Here is a 14,972-nt window from a genome sequence, read left to right on the forward strand (position 1 = left end):
GCCGGAGCCACGCCATGCTGCGCATAGACCATATCGCCAAGCGCTACCGCGATCAGCAGGTGCTGCGCGGCATTGACCTGAACGTGGAGACGGGCGAGTTCGTCAGCCTGCTCGGCCCTTCGGGCTGCGGCAAGACCACGCTGCTGCGCATCGTCTGCGGCATCGACATGCCTGACGAGGGCAGGGTGCTGTTCCAGGGCGATGACATCACGCGCTGGCCGGCCGCACGCCGTGGCTTTGGCGTGGTGTTCCAGAGCTATGCGCTGTTTCCCAATCTCACAGCCGCGCAGAACGTGGCCTTCGGGCTGAACGGGCAGCCTGCGGCGCAGGCGCGCGAGCGTGTGGCCGAGATGCTGTCGCTGGTGGGCCTGGGCGCGCAGGCCCAGCGCTACCCCGCCCAGCTGTCGGGCGGCCAGCAGCAGCGCGTGGCCCTGGCCCGCGCGCTGGCGCCCCGGCCGCGCCTGCTGCTACTCGACGAGCCGCTGTCCGCGCTCGATGCCCAGGTGCGCACCGAGCTGCGCAGCGAGATCCGCCAGCTGCAGCGCCAGCTGGGCATCGCCTCCATCATGGTCACGCACGATCAGGAAGAGGCATTGTCCATGGCCGACCGCGTGGTGCTCATGCACCAGGGCCGCATCGAGCAGCAGGGCTCGCCCGAGCAGCTCTATGCCCGGCCCGTGAGCCAGTTCGCGGCCGGCTTCGTGGGCCGCATGAACCTGCTGCCGGCCACGGCCGAATCGGCGGACCAGGTGCGCATCGGCGAGGCCAGCCTGCGCTGCGCGCTGGCCGGTTTCGAGCCTGGCGCTGCCCTGCTGGTGGGCGTGCGGCCCGAAAGCGTGGTGCTGCACCCGGCCCAGCCCACGGCATTGGCCAACCTGTTCCGCGCCCGCGTGGTGGAGACCTCGTTCCTGGGATCGATGGCCCTGGTGCGCCTGTTCAGCCCCACGCTGCAATGCCAGGTTGACGCCCAGTGGCCCCTGCGCCACGACGTGGGCCTGCCCGACTGGCTGCAGGGCGAGGTGCTGATGGAGCTGCCCGCCGCCGCGCTGCAGCCATTGGCGGCGCCCGATGCGAGGAAGGCCGCATGAGCGCGCATCCCATGGACACGGCCATTTCCGTGCCTGTGCCCGTGCCCGTCCCCGTCCCCGTGGACCGCTCCGTTCCCGCCCGCCGCAGCGCGCCTGCAGGGCCCGTGCGTCCGCGGGGGCGCAGCGCAGGCTGGGAGCGCTGGTGGCTGGGCGCCCTGGTGCTGGGGGCACTGGCCTGGCTGCTGGCCACCATCGCCCTGCCGGTCGCCAGCCTGCTGGGCAGAAGTTTCTGGGACGATGCGGGCCGCTTCACGGGCCTGGCCCAGTTCATCACCTATGCGCGCATGCCGGGCGTGGCGCAATCGCTGTTCAACAGCCTGTGGCTGTCGGCCGTGAGCAGCACGGTCTGCGTGCTGCTGGCCTATGTCTACGCCTATGGCGTGGTGCGCAGCTGCATGCCGCTGGCGCGCTGGTTCCGGGGCTTGGCCCTGGTGCCGCTGCTGGCGCCTTCGTTGCTCATGGCCATCAGCCTGATCTACCTGTTCGGCAGCCAGGGCCTGCTCAAGGGCTGGCTGCAGGGGGGCTCGGCCTACGGGCCCTTCGGCATCATCGTGGGCTCGGTGCTCTGGACCTTTCCGCATGCGCTGATGATCCTGTGCACCACGCTGGCCTCGGGCGATGCGCGCCTGTACGAGGCGGCCGCCACGCTGGGCGCCAGCCGCTGGCGCAGCTTCCGCCAGGTCACGCTGCCGGCCAGCCGCTACGGGCTGATGATTTCCTGGATCGTGGTCTTCGTGCTCGTGGTGACCGACTTCGGCGTGCCCAAGGTCATTGGCGGCAACACGGCCATGCTGGCCACCGATATCTACAAGCAGGTCATAGGCCAGCAAAAGCTGTCCATGGGTGCCGTGGTGGCCATGCTGCTGCTGGTGCCTGCGGGCCTGGCCTTTGCGGCAGAGCGCCATTTGCGTGCGCGCCAGGCGGCGACCATGGGCGTGCGCTCCGTGCCGCTGGTGCCCCAGCCCCATGCGCCGCTGGACCGCGCGTTGCTTGCGTACAGCGCGCTGGTGGCGCTGGCGCTGCTGGCCGTCATGGGCACGGCCGTGCTGGCCTCCCTGGTCAGCTACTGGCCCTACAACCTCACGCTGACGTTCAAGAACTACCGCTTCGACATGATGGACGGCGGCGGCTGGGCCAGCTATGGCAACTCGCTGTCCATGGCGCTGGCCACGGCGGTGGTGGGGTCGGTGCTGAGTTTTGTGACCGCCTACCTGGTGGCCAAGCCCCAGCGCTGGGAACGCACGCGCCAGTGGCTGCATGCCGTGGCCACGCTGCCCATGGCCGTGCCGGGGCTGGCGCTGGGCCTGGGCTACATCCTGTTCTTCAATGCCCAGGGCAATCCGCTGCACTTCCTGTACGGCAGCATGGCCATCCTGGTGCTGTGTTCGGTGGCGCATTTCTTCTCGGTGGCGCACATCACGCAACTGGCCGCGCTGCAGCAGCTCGATGCCGAATACGAGCGCGTGGCCGATTCTCTGGGCGTGGCCTTCTGGACGCTGCTGTGGCGCGTGCACCTGCCGGTGTGCATGCCCGTAGTGATGCAGGTGGCCGGTTACTTCTTCGTCAACGCCATGACCACGGTGTCGGCCGTGGTGTTCCTCTACTCGCCCGAGACCACGCTGGCCTCGGTGGCCGTGCTGGCCATGGACGACGCGGGCGACACCGCGCCGGCCGCCGCCATGGCCACGCTGATCTTTGCCACCGCCGCCACGGGCCGGCTGCTGATCGCGGCGCTGGATGCCTGGGTGCAGCGGCGCACGCAGCGCTGGCGCCAGCGCTGATCCCTTCTCTCTTCCTCCCTCCGTTTTTTCCCATGAAGAACTACGACCTGATCGTGGTGGGGGCCGGCATTGTCGGCCTGGCCCACGCCTATGCGGCTGCGCGCCGTGGCCGCAGCGTGCTTGTCATCGAGCGCGACGCGGCCTGCATCTCCGCCTCCATCCGCAACTTCGGCTTTGTGACCGTCACGGGCCAGCAGGCCGGTGCCCACTGGCGGCGTGCCATGCGCTCGCGCGACACCTGGGCCGAGATCGCGCCGCAGGCCGGCATCGAGGTCGTGCACCGCGGCCTGTGGCTGACGGCGCGCCGCCCCAGCGCCGAGGCCGTGCTCCATGCCTTCCTGAGCACGGCGATGGGCGAGCGCTGCGAGCTGCTCACGCCGGCCCAGGCCGGCGAGCGCCATCCTGCACTGCGTACCGGGGATTTGTCCGCCGTGCTCTACAGCCCGCATGAGCTGCGCGTGGAGTCGCGCACAGCCATTCCCAGGTTGGCGCAGTGGCTGGAGCAGGCCATGGGCGTGGATTTCCGCTTTGGCGAGGCCGTGCTCGACGTGGCCGCGCCCCGGGTGCGCAGCACGCGCGCCAGCTACCACGGCGAACGCGTGGTGGTCTGCAACAACGCCGACCCGGGCGGCCTGTTCGCCGGCCTGTGGGCGCCGCACCGCATCCAGCTGTGCCAGCTGCAGATGCTGCGCGTGCGGCCGCAGCCGGGCTTTCGGCTCAAGGGCTCGGTCATGGGTGACCTGAGCATGGTCAGATACGAGGGCTACAGCGCCCTGCCCGAAGCCGCCGCGCTGCGCGCCGAACTGGAGCGGGAGGAGGGCGAGAGCCTGGCCCACGGCATCCACCTGATCGCCGTGCAAAGCGCTGATGGCAGCCTGGTGGTGGGCGACTCCCACCACTACGGAGCAGCGCCCCCGCCTTTTGCCAGCGAAGCCGTGGACCGGCTGATGCTGCGCCACATGAACGAGGCCCTGAACCTGCGCGATGCGCAGGTGGTGGAGCGCTGGGTGGGCGTCTACCCGAGTGCGCAGGACGCGCCCTGCGTGGTGCATGCGCCCGACGAGGCCACGCGCGTGGTCGCTGTGACGGGTGGGTCCGGCGCCAGCACGGCGTTCGGTCTGGCCGAGGAGGTCTGGAACGCGTGGTGAGCGGCAGCCGGCCTACTTACTGGCCGAACATCACCCACAGCAGCGCCAGCACCATGATCGTGGCCAGCACGGCCAGCGTGATCTTGAGGGCGCTGTAGGGGCGCTCGCCCGCAATCTGGCCCGTGTAGCCGTTGGCGATGATCTGGAAGGTCTTGCTGCCGTAGGTGTAGCCCACCAGCCAGACCGGCACGAGGATGTGCTTGAAGGTGCGGCCCTGGTACTCGCGCTGCATCTGCAGGTTGCGGTAGGTGTCGCCGGGCACCTGGCGCGCGCACAGGGCGCGCAGCTGCTCGTCCATGTCCTGCACGTTGACCTGGGCGGCCTTGCCCAGGTCGATCTGGTAGCGCTCCACGGTCCAGCCGCGCACGAACTCGGGCGTGTAGGGCTTGAGGTCGGTGGTGGTGGGAAAGGGCTCCACCTGGCGCAGCAGGTTGGCGTGCACGCCCACGGTGCCGGGCACCAGTTCGTCGTCGAAGAAATGGGCGAGGCTGCCCGAGGCCGGCTCCCAGCGCACATGGCGCACCTGGCGCGTCTGCACGTTGCCGTTGCTGTCGCGGTAGGACTCGGTGGTGTAGTAGTAGAAGCCCGCCTCGGCCTGCCAGTCGGCGCTGGCGTGGGCGTCGAAAGTCCAGTAGGGGAGGTAGACGCCGTGCAGCGTGTCGGTCAGCGCGGCGGACTTCAGGCGGTTGGGCGCGAACCAGCGGCTGCCGTACCACTGGCGGATGCGGTCGCGGATCTGGCCGTCGCTGATCTTGAAGGGCAGGATGCTCTGCGGCGTGATGGCATCGCCCTGCTCCTCATGGGCGACGATGGAGGGCGAGCCACAGAAGTCGCAGCGCTGGGCCACGGTGCGGTTCACGAAGACCGAGATGGCACGGCAGTTCTGGCACTGGACCTCGTAGCGGTCCTCCGTGCCCCAGCCCCGGCCGGACTTTGGGTTGCGCAGCGCCTCGGCCAGGTCCTGCTCGACCACATCGCGGCCCAGTTCCTCGCGCGTTTCCTCGCTCCAGGGCACCGTGGTGCCGCAGTACGGGCACTTGAGCGCCTGGGCCTGGGCATTCCATTCGAGGTTTGCGCCGCATTCGGGGCAGGGGTGCTTGCGCACCATGGCCGGCGCGGCGGCTGCGGCCTCCCAGGAACCGGAAGCGGGGGAAGTCGAGGTGCTGGAGGAACTGGAGGAGGGCGCGCTCACGGCATCGGTCCTGGAAAACGGGACGCGGGGGGGGGGGGGGGGGGGGGGGCCCCCCCCGCGGGGGGGGGGGGGGGCCCCCGCAAAGGGTCAAACCACGGAAATGTCAGCCGCGCAGGAAGTCATCGAGTGCGGCTTGCGCAATGCGCCACTGGCTGCCGATCTGGCGCGCCTTGAGGTTGCCGGCCTGGATCTCGGTCAGCACATCGGCCTCGCTCACACCCAGCACCTGGGCCGCCTGCGCCGGGGTCAGCACCTGCAGTCCACTGGCGGCGGGCGCTGCGGGGGCCTGGGCCGCCTGTGCGGCAGCGGGCGAGAACGGATCGGACGCCTGGCCCTGGCCGGCCGGTGCGCCACCGCCGCCGCCGTTTTGCATGCTCTTCATCATCTCCTGCGCCATGCCGAAGCCCATGGCCATGGTGGCGGGCAGGGTGGCTGCGGCAGCGCCTTCGCCGCCCGTGGTCATGGCCTGGCCCATCTGGTATTTGACGTAGTCGTTGAGGTTGCCGATGGCCGTCATGCTGGAGCGCTTGTCGATGGCCTGCTCCACCTCGGGCGGCACGGACACGTTCTCCAGCACGAAGCTGGTGATCTCCAGGCCGTACTTGTCCGTCATGGCCGGGTTGATCAGCGGCAGCAGCGCATCGCCCAGCTCGCCATAGCGCTGGGCCACGTCCAGCACGGGCACCTGGGCCTTGGCCAGCGACTCGGTGAACACGCTGATGATGCGCGAGCGCATGGTGTCGGCGAACTCGTCGATGCGGAAGTTCTGGTCCGTGCCCGCCACTTCCTTGAGGAACTTGGCCGGCTCGACGATGCGGAAGTCGTAGGTGCCGAAGGCGCGCAGGCGCACGGCGCCGAAGTCCTTGTCGCGCACCATCACGGGGTTGGATGTGCCCCACTTGTTGCCCGTGAACAGCCGCGTGTTGATGAAGTAGACATCGCACTTGAACGGCGAGTTGAAGCCGTACTTCCAGCCCTGGAGGGTGGACAGGATGGGGATGTTCTGCGTGGAAAGCTGGTGCTTGCCGGGGCCGAACAGGTCGGCGTACTGGCCGGCCGAGACGAACTGCACCTGCTGCGACTCTCGCACGATGAGCTGGGCGCCGTTCTTGATTTCCTTGTCGTCATCGGGCCAGCGGTAGGAGAGCGTGTCGCGCGAGTCATCGGTCCACTCGATGATCTCTATCAGTTGCTTGGTGATGATGTTCATCAGGTTCATGGCAGGCTCCGGGGCGGTGGTGGTCCACGACAAAAAAGGTCAATGGGCCATTCTAGGCGGCGTGCATGGCGGCGGGGAGAACGGCCACCGGCCGCTGCCCTGGTGAATTGTCAAAAAATGATCCTGCCGGGCCTTGCAAGGCCTGTTTCCAGGCGGTCACGCGCCATGGCCTTTGCCTGTATGCACTGCGTGCTCCGTTTTTTGATGCAGATCGCGTGGCGGCGCTGCCGGCGTGGGGCCGCAGGCCGGCAGCAAGGCGCAGGGCCGGGCGGCGCCTTAAAATCGTCGTTTGCGCGGCGCGAGCCGCCTCTCATTCACCGGCGCGGCCCCGGCCTGCGTGCGACGCCTGAAACAAGTCATGCTCACTTTCCAACAAATCATCCTCAAGCTGCAGTCCTACTGGGCCGACCAGGGCTGCGCGCTGCTCCAGCCCTATGACATGGAAGTGGGCGCGGGCACCTCGCACACCGCCACCTTCCTGCGCGCCTTGGGCCCCGAGCCCTGGAAGGCCGCCTACGTGCAGCCCAGCCGCCGCCCCAAGGACGGCCGCTATGGCGACAACCCCAACCGCCTGCAGCATTACTACCAGTTCCAGGTGGTGCTCAAGCCCGCGCCCGACAACATCCTGGAGCTGTACCTGGGCTCGCTCGAAGCCCTGGGCTTCGATCTCAAGAAGAACGACATCCGCTTCGTCGAGGACGACTGGGAAAATCCCACGCTGGGCGCCTGGGGCCTGGGCTGGGAAGTCTGGCTCAACGGCATGGAGGTGACGCAGTTCACCTACTTCCAGCAGGTCGGCGGCATCGACTGCAAGCCCGCCACGGGCGAGATCACCTACGGCCTGGAGCGCCTGGCCATGTACCTGCAGGGCGTGGACAACGTCTACAACCTGACCTGGACCGACGGCCTGAGCTACGGCGACGTCTACCACCAGAACGAGGTGGAGCAGTCCACCTACAACTTCGAGCATTCGGACGCCGACTTCCTGTTCACCGCCTTCGGCGCCTACGAAAAGCAGGCCAACCACCTGATCGGCGAACAGCTGGCGCTGCCGGCCTACGAGCAGGTGCTCAAGGCCGCCCACACCTTCAACCTGCTCGATGCGCGCGGCGCCATCAGCGTGACGGAGCGTGCCGCCTACATCGGCCGCATCCGCAACCTGGCCCGCGCCGTGGCCAAGGCCTATATGGACAGCCGTGCGCGCCTGGGCTTCCCCATGGCGCCCAAGGCGCATGCCGACGAAGTGCTGGCCGAGCTGGCCAAGGCCGCCGAACAACAGGGCAAGAAGGCCGCCTGAGGCGGACACCGCTGCACCGAGAGAACACCAGACCATGAACGCATCGAATCTTCTTGTTGAACTGTTTGTCGAAGAGCTGCCCCCGAAGGCGCTGCAAAAGCTGGGCGACGCCTTTGCCGGCGTGCTGTTCGAGCAGCTCAAGGCCCAGGGCCTGCTGGCCTCCAGCGAAGCGCGCCTGACGGCCTATGCCTCGCCGCGCCGCTTGGCCGCCCACATCACCGAAGTCCTGCCCCAGGCCGAGGACAAGGCCGTGTCGCAAAAGCTCATGCCCGTCTCCGTGGGCCTGGACGCCGACGGCAAGCCCACGCCCGCCCTGATCAAGAAGCTGGCCGCCCTGGGTGCCGGCGAAGAAGCCGTTGCCGGCCTGACCCGCCAGGGTGAAGGCAAGGCCGAAGCCCTGTTCCACGCCTCCACCGTGCGCGGCGTGATGCTGGCCGACGGCGTGCAAAAGGCGCTGGACGAAGCCATTGCCAAGCTGCCCATCCCCAAGGTCATGCGCTACCAGCTGGCCGACGGCTGGAGCAGCGTCCATTTCGTGCGCCCGGCCCACGGCCTGGTGGTGCTGCACGGCACCGAGGTGCTGATCGGCGTCAAGGCCCTGGGCCTGACGGCCGGCACGGCCACGCATGGCCACCGCTTCGAGGCGGCGGTCGATCCCGTGGTCATCCGCTCCGCCGATGACTACGCCGCGCAGCTGCGCGAGGAAGGCGCCGTCATCGCCAGCTTCGCCGAGCGCCGTGCCGAGATCGCGCGCCAGCTGCAGGCCGCTGCCGAGCGCGTGGGCGGCGGTGTCCGTCCCATCGAGGACGAGGCCCTGCTGGACGAGGTCACGGCCCTGGTCGAGCGCCCCAATGTGCTGGTCTGCGAGTTCGAGAAGGAATTCCTCGACGTGCCGCAGGAATGCCTGATCCTCACCATGAAGGCCAACCAGAAGTACTTCCCGCTGCTGGACGCCGCCGGCAAGCTGACCCACCAGTTCCTGGTGGTCAGCAACATCAGCCCCCAGGATGCCAGCGCCGTCATCGGCGGCAACGAACGCGTGGTGCGCCCGCGCCTGGCCGACGCCAAGTTCTTCTTCGACCAGGACCGCAAGAAGACCCTGGCCTCGCGCGTGGACGGGCTGGGCAAGGTGGTCTACCACAACAAGCTCGGCACCCAGGGCGAGCGCGTGGAGCGCGTGCGCTCCATCGCCAAGAGCATTGCCCGCCAGCTGGGCGACACGGGCCTGGCCCAGCAGGCCGACCTGGCCGCGCAACTGGCCAAGACCGACCTCGTGACCGACATGGTGGGCGAGTTCCCCGAGCTGCAGGGCACCATGGGCCGTTACTACGCGCTCAACGACGGCCTGGACGTGGCCGTGGCCGATGCCATCGAGGACCACTACAAGCCCCGCTTTGCGGGCGACGAACTGCCGCGCGGCAACGCCGGCGTGGTCGTGGCCCTGGCCGACAAGCTGGAAACCCTGGTCGGCATGTTCGGCATCGGCAACCTGCCCACGGGCGACCGCGACCCGTTCGCGCTGCGCCGCCATGCGCTGGGCGTGATCCGCATGCTGGTCGAGAAGGACCTGGCGCTGGATCTGGAAACCCTGCTGGTCAGCGTGCTGCCTGCCTTCGGCGACAAGATCGAGGACGCCACGCCCCAGCTGGCCGACTTCATCTACGACCGTCTGGCCGGCAACCTGCGCGAGCAGGGCTTCTCGGCCCAGGAAGTGGACTCCGTGCTGGCCCTGCGCCCGCAGCGCCTGTCCGACGTGCAAAAGCGCCTGGAGGCCGTGCGCGCCTTCGGCGAGCTGCCCGAGGCACCGGCCCTGGCCGCCGCCAACAAGCGCGTGGGCAACATCCTCAAGAAGGCCGACCAGGCAGTGCAGGCCCAGGTCGACGCGGCCGTGCTGGCCGAGGTGGCAGAGAAGGACCTGTACGCAGCCCTGCAATCGGTGGCGCCCAAGGCACAGCAGCAGTTTGCTGCCGGCGACTACACGGCCAGCCTGCAGACCCTGGCCGCGCTGCGCGCCCCGGTCGATGCCTTCTTCGAGCATGTGATGGTCAACGCTGAAGACCCGGCCCTCAAGGCCAACCGCCTGGGCCTGCTGGCCACGTTGCACGAAGCCATGAACCGCGTGGCGGACCTTTCGCGACTGGCTTCCTGATCCCGTGGCGGCATCTGCCGCCCGGGCCCTGCGTCTTCCACCCTGGGACCCGACCATGAAAATTGCGATCCTGGACCGTGACGGAACCCTCAACCAGATCGGTGAGGAGGGCTTCATCGGCTCGGCCGAAGCCTGGAAGGCCCAGCGCGGTGCGCTGGAAGCCGTGGCGCGCCTGAACCGGGCGGGCTGGCATGTGGTGGTCGCCACCAACCAGCCGGGCCTGGGCCGGGGCCTGTTCGACGTGACCGAGCTCAATGCCGTGCACGCGCGCATGCACCGCGAAATGGCGGCGGCAGGCGCGCGCGTCGATGCGGTTTTCTACTGCCCCCATGCGCCGGACGAGGAATGCCATTGCCGCAAGCCCGGCACGGCGCTGTTCGAGCAGATTGCCGAGCGCTTCGGCGTCGAGGGGCAGCAGCTGTGGGTCATAGGTTCCTGCGTGGCCCACCTGCAGGCCGGCGCCGCCATGGGCGCGCGCCTGCACCTGGTCTGCACGGGCGCCAGCGCCGGAGTGTCTCTGGACGGGGCGCTGCCGCCCGGACTGCCGCCCGGCACCCAGCGCCATGCCAGCCTGGCCGCGCTGGCCGATGCGCTGGTTCCGGCAGATGCCGCACCGGCTCCCTGAACGCCCGAACGGCGCTTTGCCCATGCGCCGCCGGCCTGCCGTCCTGCGCACAATGCTATCTTTGTGAATTCCGATTCCTGAGGGCGCAAGGCCCGGGCCTGCCGCCCGGCCCCTGCGCCGCTTTCTGCACCACACTGCCGCCATGTCCCTGATCCGCTCCACCCTCCACATGCTCTGGATGGGCATCACCGTGATCCCCTACACCCTGGCCGTGCTGCTCACGCGCTGGCTGGGCGGCGGGCCGCGCCGCGTCTATGCCGTGGCGCGCGCCTGGCTCAAGCTGTCGGTGGACAGCGCCCGCGTCATCATGGGCGTGCGCCACCGCGTGCAGGGCATGGAGAACCTGCCCACCGACCCCAAGCAGGGCGTGGTGCTGCTGGTCAAGCACCAGTCCACCTACGAGACCTTCCTCATGCCGGCGATCATGCCGCGCCCGTTGGCCTATGTGTTCAAGAAGGAGCTGCTCATGGTGCCCTTCTTCGGCTGGTCCATCGGCAGCATGGACATGATCCACATCGACCGCAAGCACGGCTCGCGCGCCTTCCACAAGGTGGTCGAGCAGGGCAAGCGCCTGTTGGGCCAGGGCACCTGGGTGATCATGTTTCCCGAAGGCACGCGCATCCCGCGCGGCCAAAGGGGCGAGTACAAGACCGGCGCCACGCGCCTGGCCATCATGACCGGCGTGCCCGTCGTGCCCGTGGCCGTCACCTCGGCCAAGTGCTGGCCACGCAAGGCCTTCATCAAGACGCCGGGCGTGGTGGATGTCTCCATCGGCAAGCCCATTCCTTCCGTGGGCCGCAAGCACGAGGAGCTGATGGTGGAAGTCGAAAACTGGATCGAGGCCGAAATGCAGCGCCTCGACCCCGAGGCCTACCGCGCCTGAGGCGCCGGAGAGCGGCATGGCGGACCCGGCACAGCGCAGTTGGGATTGGCTGCTGCCACCTGCCGTGCAAACGCAGGACGGCGGGCTGAAGCCGCGCCGTGACAGGGCTGCGGCCCCCGCCCAGCCTTCATCCGCGCCTCTTCCTCCTTCTCCTCCTTCTCCTCCATCTCTCCCATCTCCATCCGCCATCCCCGAGCCCAGTCCCCGCGTCCACCCGGACGCGAACCAGCAGGCGGTCCTCCAGGGGCAGGTGCTGCATTACCGGTTGCAGCGCTCGCGCCGGCGCACCATAGGCTTCACCATCGGCGCGCAGGGGCTGGTGGTCAGCGCACCTTCCTGGGTCAACATGGCTGCCATCGCGCAGGCGCTGGAGGCGAAATCGGGCTGGATACTGCGCAAGCTGCACGAGGCCGGCCAGCGCCAGCAAGCCCAGCATGCGGCACGCATCCGCTGGGAGCACGGCGCAGAGATCGGCTATCTGGGCCGCCCCTTGCAGCTGTGCCTGACCGGCGGCGAAACCCAGCCGCTGCGCACGCGCCAGGTACACCGTGAACAGGCGGCCGACGGCAGCCAGTCCCTGCACCTGCCGCTGGCGCCCGTCGCATCGGCCGCCGAGGTGCGCGCCTGCGTGCAGGCCTGGATGCTGCGCGAGGCGCGCTCCTGGTTCACGGCCAGCCTGCAGCGCCACGCGCCGCTCCTGGGCGTGCAGTGGACCAGCCTGAGACTGACCAGTGCAAGCACGCGCTGGGGCAGTGCCAACACGGCCGGCGCCATCCGTCTGAACTGGCGGCTCATGCAGCACGCGCCCGAGGTCATCGACTACGTGGTCGTGCACGAGCTGTCCCACCTGCGGTACATGGACCACAGCCCGCGCTTCTGGGCCACGGTGGCCAGCGTGATGCCGGGCTGGGAGGCGCAGCGCCAGGTGCTGCGCGACAAGCTGCTGCCTCCCTGGGAATAGGCGATCCGGGCACCGGCGAGGCGGCGCCAGTCGGGCTGGACGGTTATTCTTGCCGGGCACACAACCGCGTCCTATCAAGAAAGCCCATCCATGTCCGCAAGCGCTCCCGTTCCCGCAGCCATTCCCCTGACCGTCCAGCCCGCACCGGGCTATGCAGGCGACATTCCTCCCGAACTTGCCTGGCAATGGCTGCAATCCGGCGAAGCCGTGCTCGTCGATGTGCGCACCGATGCCGAGCGCGACTGGGTGGGCCGCGTACCGGGCGCCGTGGCCGTGGCCTGGAAGCAGTGGCCGTCCATGGCGATGAACCCCGATTTCGACAGCCAGCTGCGCGCCGCCGTGCCTGAAGGCGGCAAGGTGGTCCTGCTGTGCCGCAGCGGCGTGCGCTCGGTGGCCGCTGCCCAGCGCGCGGCGCAACTGGGCATCGAGGCCTACAACATCCTCGAAGGCTTCGAGGGCGATGTGGACGCCAACGGCCAGCGCGGCCATGTCGGCGGCTGGCGCCTGCGCGGCCTGCCCTGGCGCCAGTAAGCCGGCGCCGACCTGGCGTCGTTCAGAGCTGCGGCTCCGCGAATCCCAACGCCACCGCCCGGGCGGCCACCATGTCCACCAGGGCCTGGGCCGGTCCTGACAGCGTGGCCTGCGAGCGCATGGCCAGCAGCAGCCGGCGCCGGGTGTTGAGCGCCCCCAGCGGGCGCAGCCGCAGTGCCCGCGCGGCCAGGTGCGGCGCGGTGGCGGCGCGCGGCAGGATGGCCAGGCCCAGGCCCACCGAGACCATGTGGCACATGGCGTCGAAGCTGCGCACCTGGATGCGGATCCGCACGGGGCGGTTGATGGATTCGGCCTCGGCCGCAATGCGCCGCATCAGCGAGGTGGAGCGGGCCAGGCTCACGAAGTCGTGGTCCAGCACGGTGGCCAGGGGCACGGGGGAGTCGTCGTCCGTGTCTAGCGCATGGCCGCGCGGCATGACCAGCACCAGCTCGTCCACATCGCAGACCTGGGTGCTCAGCCCTTCCAGGGGCGTGTTCTCCCCGATGATGGCCAGCTCGGCCACGCCGCTGAGCACGGCGCGCACGGACTCCTCGCTCAGCGCGTCTTCCAGGTCCACCGACACACCCGGGTGGGCCGCCATGAAGTCGGCCAGCAGCCGGGGCAGAAAGCCTGCAAATGCGGAGTTGTTGGCCCACAGGCGCAACTGGCCCGTGGCGCCGCTGCGAAAGTCGTCCATGGCCAGGGCCAGGTGCTCCAGCCGGGCCACCACGTCCACGGCATGGTGGTACATGCTCTGACCGGCGGGCGTGGGCGTGACGCCGCGCTTGCTGCGCACCAGCAGGGTCACGCCGCAGTGCTGTTCCAGCTCGGCCACGCGCTTGCTGGCGGCCGCCAGCGACAGCCCGAGCGTGCGCGAGCCGGCCGTCAGGCTGCCAGCATCGACCACGGCCACATACAGGCGCAGCGTCAGCAGATCGAATCGGTGCAGGTTGATCATTCCCATCCTCCACCGCAGACGAAGGATGGATCAACGAGATACGGCTGTTCGGCCGCGTGCAGGCCCGCAAGAATGCGCCGGTACAAAGAGAACATGGAGACAAGCATGAATCGACGCATTGTGCTGCAGGCCGCCGGCCTGGCAGCGGCCGCCCTGCTGGGCGCAGGAACCGTCCAGGCCCAGGCCTTTCCAACCAAGTCCATCACCCTCGTGGTCCCCAATCCGCCCGGCGGCGTGGTGGACACGGCTGCACGCCTGGCGTCCGACCCGCTGTCGCGCCTGCTGGGGCAGTCGGTCGTGGTGGACAACCGGGGCGGCGCCAGCGGCAACATTGCCTATCAGATGGTGGCCCGGTCGCCCAAGGACGGCTACACGCTGCTGGCCTCGTATTCGGCCTACCACGTGGGCAATCCGGCGCTGTTTCCCAAGCTGCCCTGGGCGCAGTCCGAGCTGTCGCCCGTGGGGCTGATCGTGGCCGCCACCAATGTGATCGCCGTTCATCCTTCGGTGCCGGCGAACAATCTGCAGGAGTTCATTGCCTATCTGCGCAAGAACCCGGGCAAGGTCAATTACGCGTCGCAGGGCAATGGCTCGCTGTCCCATGTGGGCACGGCCGTGTTCGCCCAGGTGACCCAGACCCAGATCACGCATGTGCCCTACAAGGGGTCCGGCCCGGCCATCCAGGACGTGCTGGGCGGCCAGGTACAGATGTTCATCACCACGCCGCCTTCGGTGCTGGGCCATGTGCAGACGGGCAAGCTCAGAGCCCTGGCCGTGACCAGCAAGACGCGCCATCCCATGCTGCCCGATGTGCCCACCACGGCTGAAGCGGGCCTGCCGGGCTTCGAGCTGGAAGCCTGGGTCGGCCTGTTCGCACCTGCGGGCACGCCGCCCGAGGCCATCGCCAGACTGTCGGACGCGCTCAAGACCTCCCTGGAGTCGCCCGATGTGCAAAAGCGCGCGGCCCTGCAGGGCGTGGAGCCGCGATTCCTCGGCCCGCAGGCGCTGGGCGCCCTGGTCCAGCGGGAGACGGACCACTGGGGCAAGGTGATCAAGGCCAACCACATCACGATGGATTGATGGGTGGCACCCCCTGAGCGGCTTACGCCGCTTCCCCCTCTCTACCCGCTTCGCGGGGGA

General features: G+C 69.0%; 13 protein-coding genes. 10 read left to right on the forward strand and 3 right to left on the reverse strand.

All coding sequences use genetic code 11. From position 1 onward, the window contains the following. The first annotated feature begins 14 nt into the window (after nt 1–14). Genes IAE24_RS27615 through IAE24_RS27625 form a run of 3 tightly spaced genes read left to right on the forward strand, consistent with a single transcriptional unit; the run spans nt 15 to nt 4,017 of the window. Nucleotides 15–1,088 carry an ABC transporter ATP-binding protein gene (locus IAE24_RS27615; RefSeq protein ID WP_199962269.1) on the forward strand — a complete coding sequence of 358 codons (1,074 nt, stop codon included), beginning with the start codon at nt 15–17 and terminating at the stop codon, nt 1,086–1,088. Then, a complete protein-coding gene (locus tag IAE24_RS27620) occupies nt 1,085–2,869 on the forward strand; it encodes a putative 2-aminoethylphosphonate ABC transporter permease subunit (RefSeq protein ID WP_199962268.1) in 1,785 nt (594 codons plus the stop codon). The genes IAE24_RS27615 and IAE24_RS27620 overlap by 4 nt, the downstream gene beginning before the upstream one ends. A gap of 32 nt (nt 2,870–2,901) precedes the next feature. Beyond that, a complete protein-coding gene (locus IAE24_RS27625; RefSeq protein ID WP_199962267.1) occupies nt 2,902–4,017 on the forward strand; it encodes a TIGR03364 family FAD-dependent oxidoreductase in 1,116 nt (371 codons plus the stop codon). 16 nt (nt 4,018–4,033) lie between these two features. Here the strand turns inward: IAE24_RS27625 and IAE24_RS27630 are convergent, their stop codons facing one another. Both IAE24_RS27630 and IAE24_RS27635 read right to left on the reverse strand, forming a co-directional pair. After that, nucleotides 4,034–5,209, reverse strand: a complete 1,176-nt coding sequence (locus IAE24_RS27630) for a zinc ribbon domain-containing protein (protein WP_325100572.1) — start codon at nt 5,207–5,209, stop codon at nt 4,034–4,036. Nucleotides 5,210–5,312: 103 nt separating this feature from the next. Then, nucleotides 5,313–6,428, reverse strand: a complete 1,116-nt coding sequence (locus IAE24_RS27635; protein WP_199962266.1) for an SPFH and helix-turn-helix domain-containing protein — start codon at nt 6,426–6,428, stop codon at nt 5,313–5,315. Nucleotides 6,429–6,786: 358 nt separating this feature from the next. Here IAE24_RS27635 and glyQ point away from each other — a divergent pair, with 358 nt between their 5' ends. From glyQ to IAE24_RS27665, 6 genes are all read left to right on the forward strand, one after another. Beyond that, entirely contained in the window at nt 6,787–7,725 is a 939-nt protein-coding gene (gene glyQ, locus IAE24_RS27640) for a glycine--tRNA ligase subunit alpha (protein ID WP_012203218.1), read from the forward strand. Between the two features lie 34 nt (nt 7,726–7,759). Beyond that, nucleotides 7,760–9,874 (forward strand): glycine--tRNA ligase subunit beta, encoded by a 2,115-nt coding sequence (gene glyS / locus IAE24_RS27645; protein WP_198820496.1) that lies wholly within the window; start codon nt 7,760–7,762, stop codon nt 9,872–9,874. Between the two features lie 55 nt (nt 9,875–9,929). Beyond that, on the forward strand, nt 9,930–10,499 hold the full coding sequence (locus tag IAE24_RS27650) for a D-glycero-alpha-D-manno-heptose-1,7-bisphosphate 7-phosphatase (RefSeq protein WP_016451836.1): 570 nt from the start codon (nt 9,930–9,932) through the stop codon (nt 10,497–10,499). Nucleotides 10,500–10,641: 142 nt separating this feature from the next. After that, a complete protein-coding gene (locus tag IAE24_RS27655) occupies nt 10,642–11,382 on the forward strand; it encodes a lysophospholipid acyltransferase family protein (protein WP_013804242.1) in 741 nt (246 codons plus the stop codon). A gap of 16 nt (nt 11,383–11,398) precedes the next feature. Then, the gene (locus IAE24_RS27660) at nt 11,399–12,343 is read left to right on the forward strand and encodes a YgjP family zinc-dependent metalloprotease (RefSeq protein ID WP_199962265.1); all 945 of its coding nucleotides are present in this window, start codon (nt 11,399–11,401) and stop codon (nt 12,341–12,343) included. Nucleotides 12,344–12,433: 90 nt separating this feature from the next. After that, the gene (locus IAE24_RS27665; RefSeq protein WP_034390259.1) at nt 12,434–12,874 is read left to right on the forward strand and encodes a rhodanese-like domain-containing protein; all 441 of its coding nucleotides are present in this window, start codon (nt 12,434–12,436) and stop codon (nt 12,872–12,874) included. A 22-nt stretch (nt 12,875–12,896) separates the two neighbouring features. Here IAE24_RS27665 and IAE24_RS27670 read toward each other — a convergent pair whose 3' ends face one another. Further along, nucleotides 12,897–13,832 carry a LysR family transcriptional regulator gene (locus IAE24_RS27670; RefSeq protein WP_065345371.1) on the reverse strand — a complete coding sequence of 312 codons (936 nt, stop codon included), beginning with the start codon at nt 13,830–13,832 and terminating at the stop codon, nt 12,897–12,899. Between the two features lie 105 nt (nt 13,833–13,937). Here IAE24_RS27670 and IAE24_RS27675 point away from each other — a divergent pair, with 105 nt between their 5' ends. Continuing rightward, nucleotides 13,938–14,912: a Bug family tripartite tricarboxylate transporter substrate binding protein gene (locus tag IAE24_RS27675; protein ID WP_199962264.1), complete on the forward strand. Its 975-nt coding sequence runs from the start codon at nt 13,938–13,940 to the stop codon at nt 14,910–14,912. Nucleotides 14,913–14,972 lie beyond the last annotated feature (60 nt).

This window comes from Delftia sp. S65 (assembly GCF_016516495.1).
Taxonomy (GTDB): domain Bacteria; phylum Pseudomonadota; class Gammaproteobacteria; order Burkholderiales; family Burkholderiaceae_C; genus Comamonas; species Comamonas acidovorans.

Bases quoted from the DNA above. Each gene is read 5' to 3' on its own strand.
- IAE24_RS27615 (WP_199962269.1), top strand. From the start codon at position 15: ATGCTGCGCATAGACCATATCGCCAAGCGCTACCGCGATCAGCAGGTG.
- IAE24_RS27620 (WP_199962268.1), top strand. From the start codon at position 1,085: ATGAGCGCGCATCCCATGGACACGGCCATTTCCGTGCCTGTGCCCGTG.
- IAE24_RS27625 (WP_199962267.1), top strand. From the start codon at position 2,902: ATGAAGAACTACGACCTGATCGTGGTGGGGGCCGGCATTGTCGGCCTG.
- IAE24_RS27635 (WP_199962266.1), bottom strand. From the start codon at position 6,428: ATGAACCTGATGAACATCATCACCAAGCAACTGATAGAGATCATCGAG.
- glyQ (WP_012203218.1), top strand. From the start codon at position 6,787: ATGCTCACTTTCCAACAAATCATCCTCAAGCTGCAGTCCTACTGGGCC.
- glyS (WP_198820496.1), top strand. From the start codon at position 7,760: ATGAACGCATCGAATCTTCTTGTTGAACTGTTTGTCGAAGAGCTGCCC.
- IAE24_RS27650 (WP_016451836.1), top strand. From the start codon at position 9,930: ATGAAAATTGCGATCCTGGACCGTGACGGAACCCTCAACCAGATCGGT.
- IAE24_RS27655 (WP_013804242.1), top strand. From the start codon at position 10,642: ATGTCCCTGATCCGCTCCACCCTCCACATGCTCTGGATGGGCATCACC.
- IAE24_RS27660 (WP_199962265.1), top strand. From the start codon at position 11,399: ATGGCGGACCCGGCACAGCGCAGTTGGGATTGGCTGCTGCCACCTGCC.
- IAE24_RS27665 (WP_034390259.1), top strand. From the start codon at position 12,434: ATGTCCGCAAGCGCTCCCGTTCCCGCAGCCATTCCCCTGACCGTCCAG.
- IAE24_RS27670 (WP_065345371.1), bottom strand. From the start codon at position 13,832: ATGATCAACCTGCACCGATTCGATCTGCTGACGCTGCGCCTGTATGTG.
- IAE24_RS27675 (WP_199962264.1), top strand. From the start codon at position 13,938: ATGAATCGACGCATTGTGCTGCAGGCCGCCGGCCTGGCAGCGGCCGCC.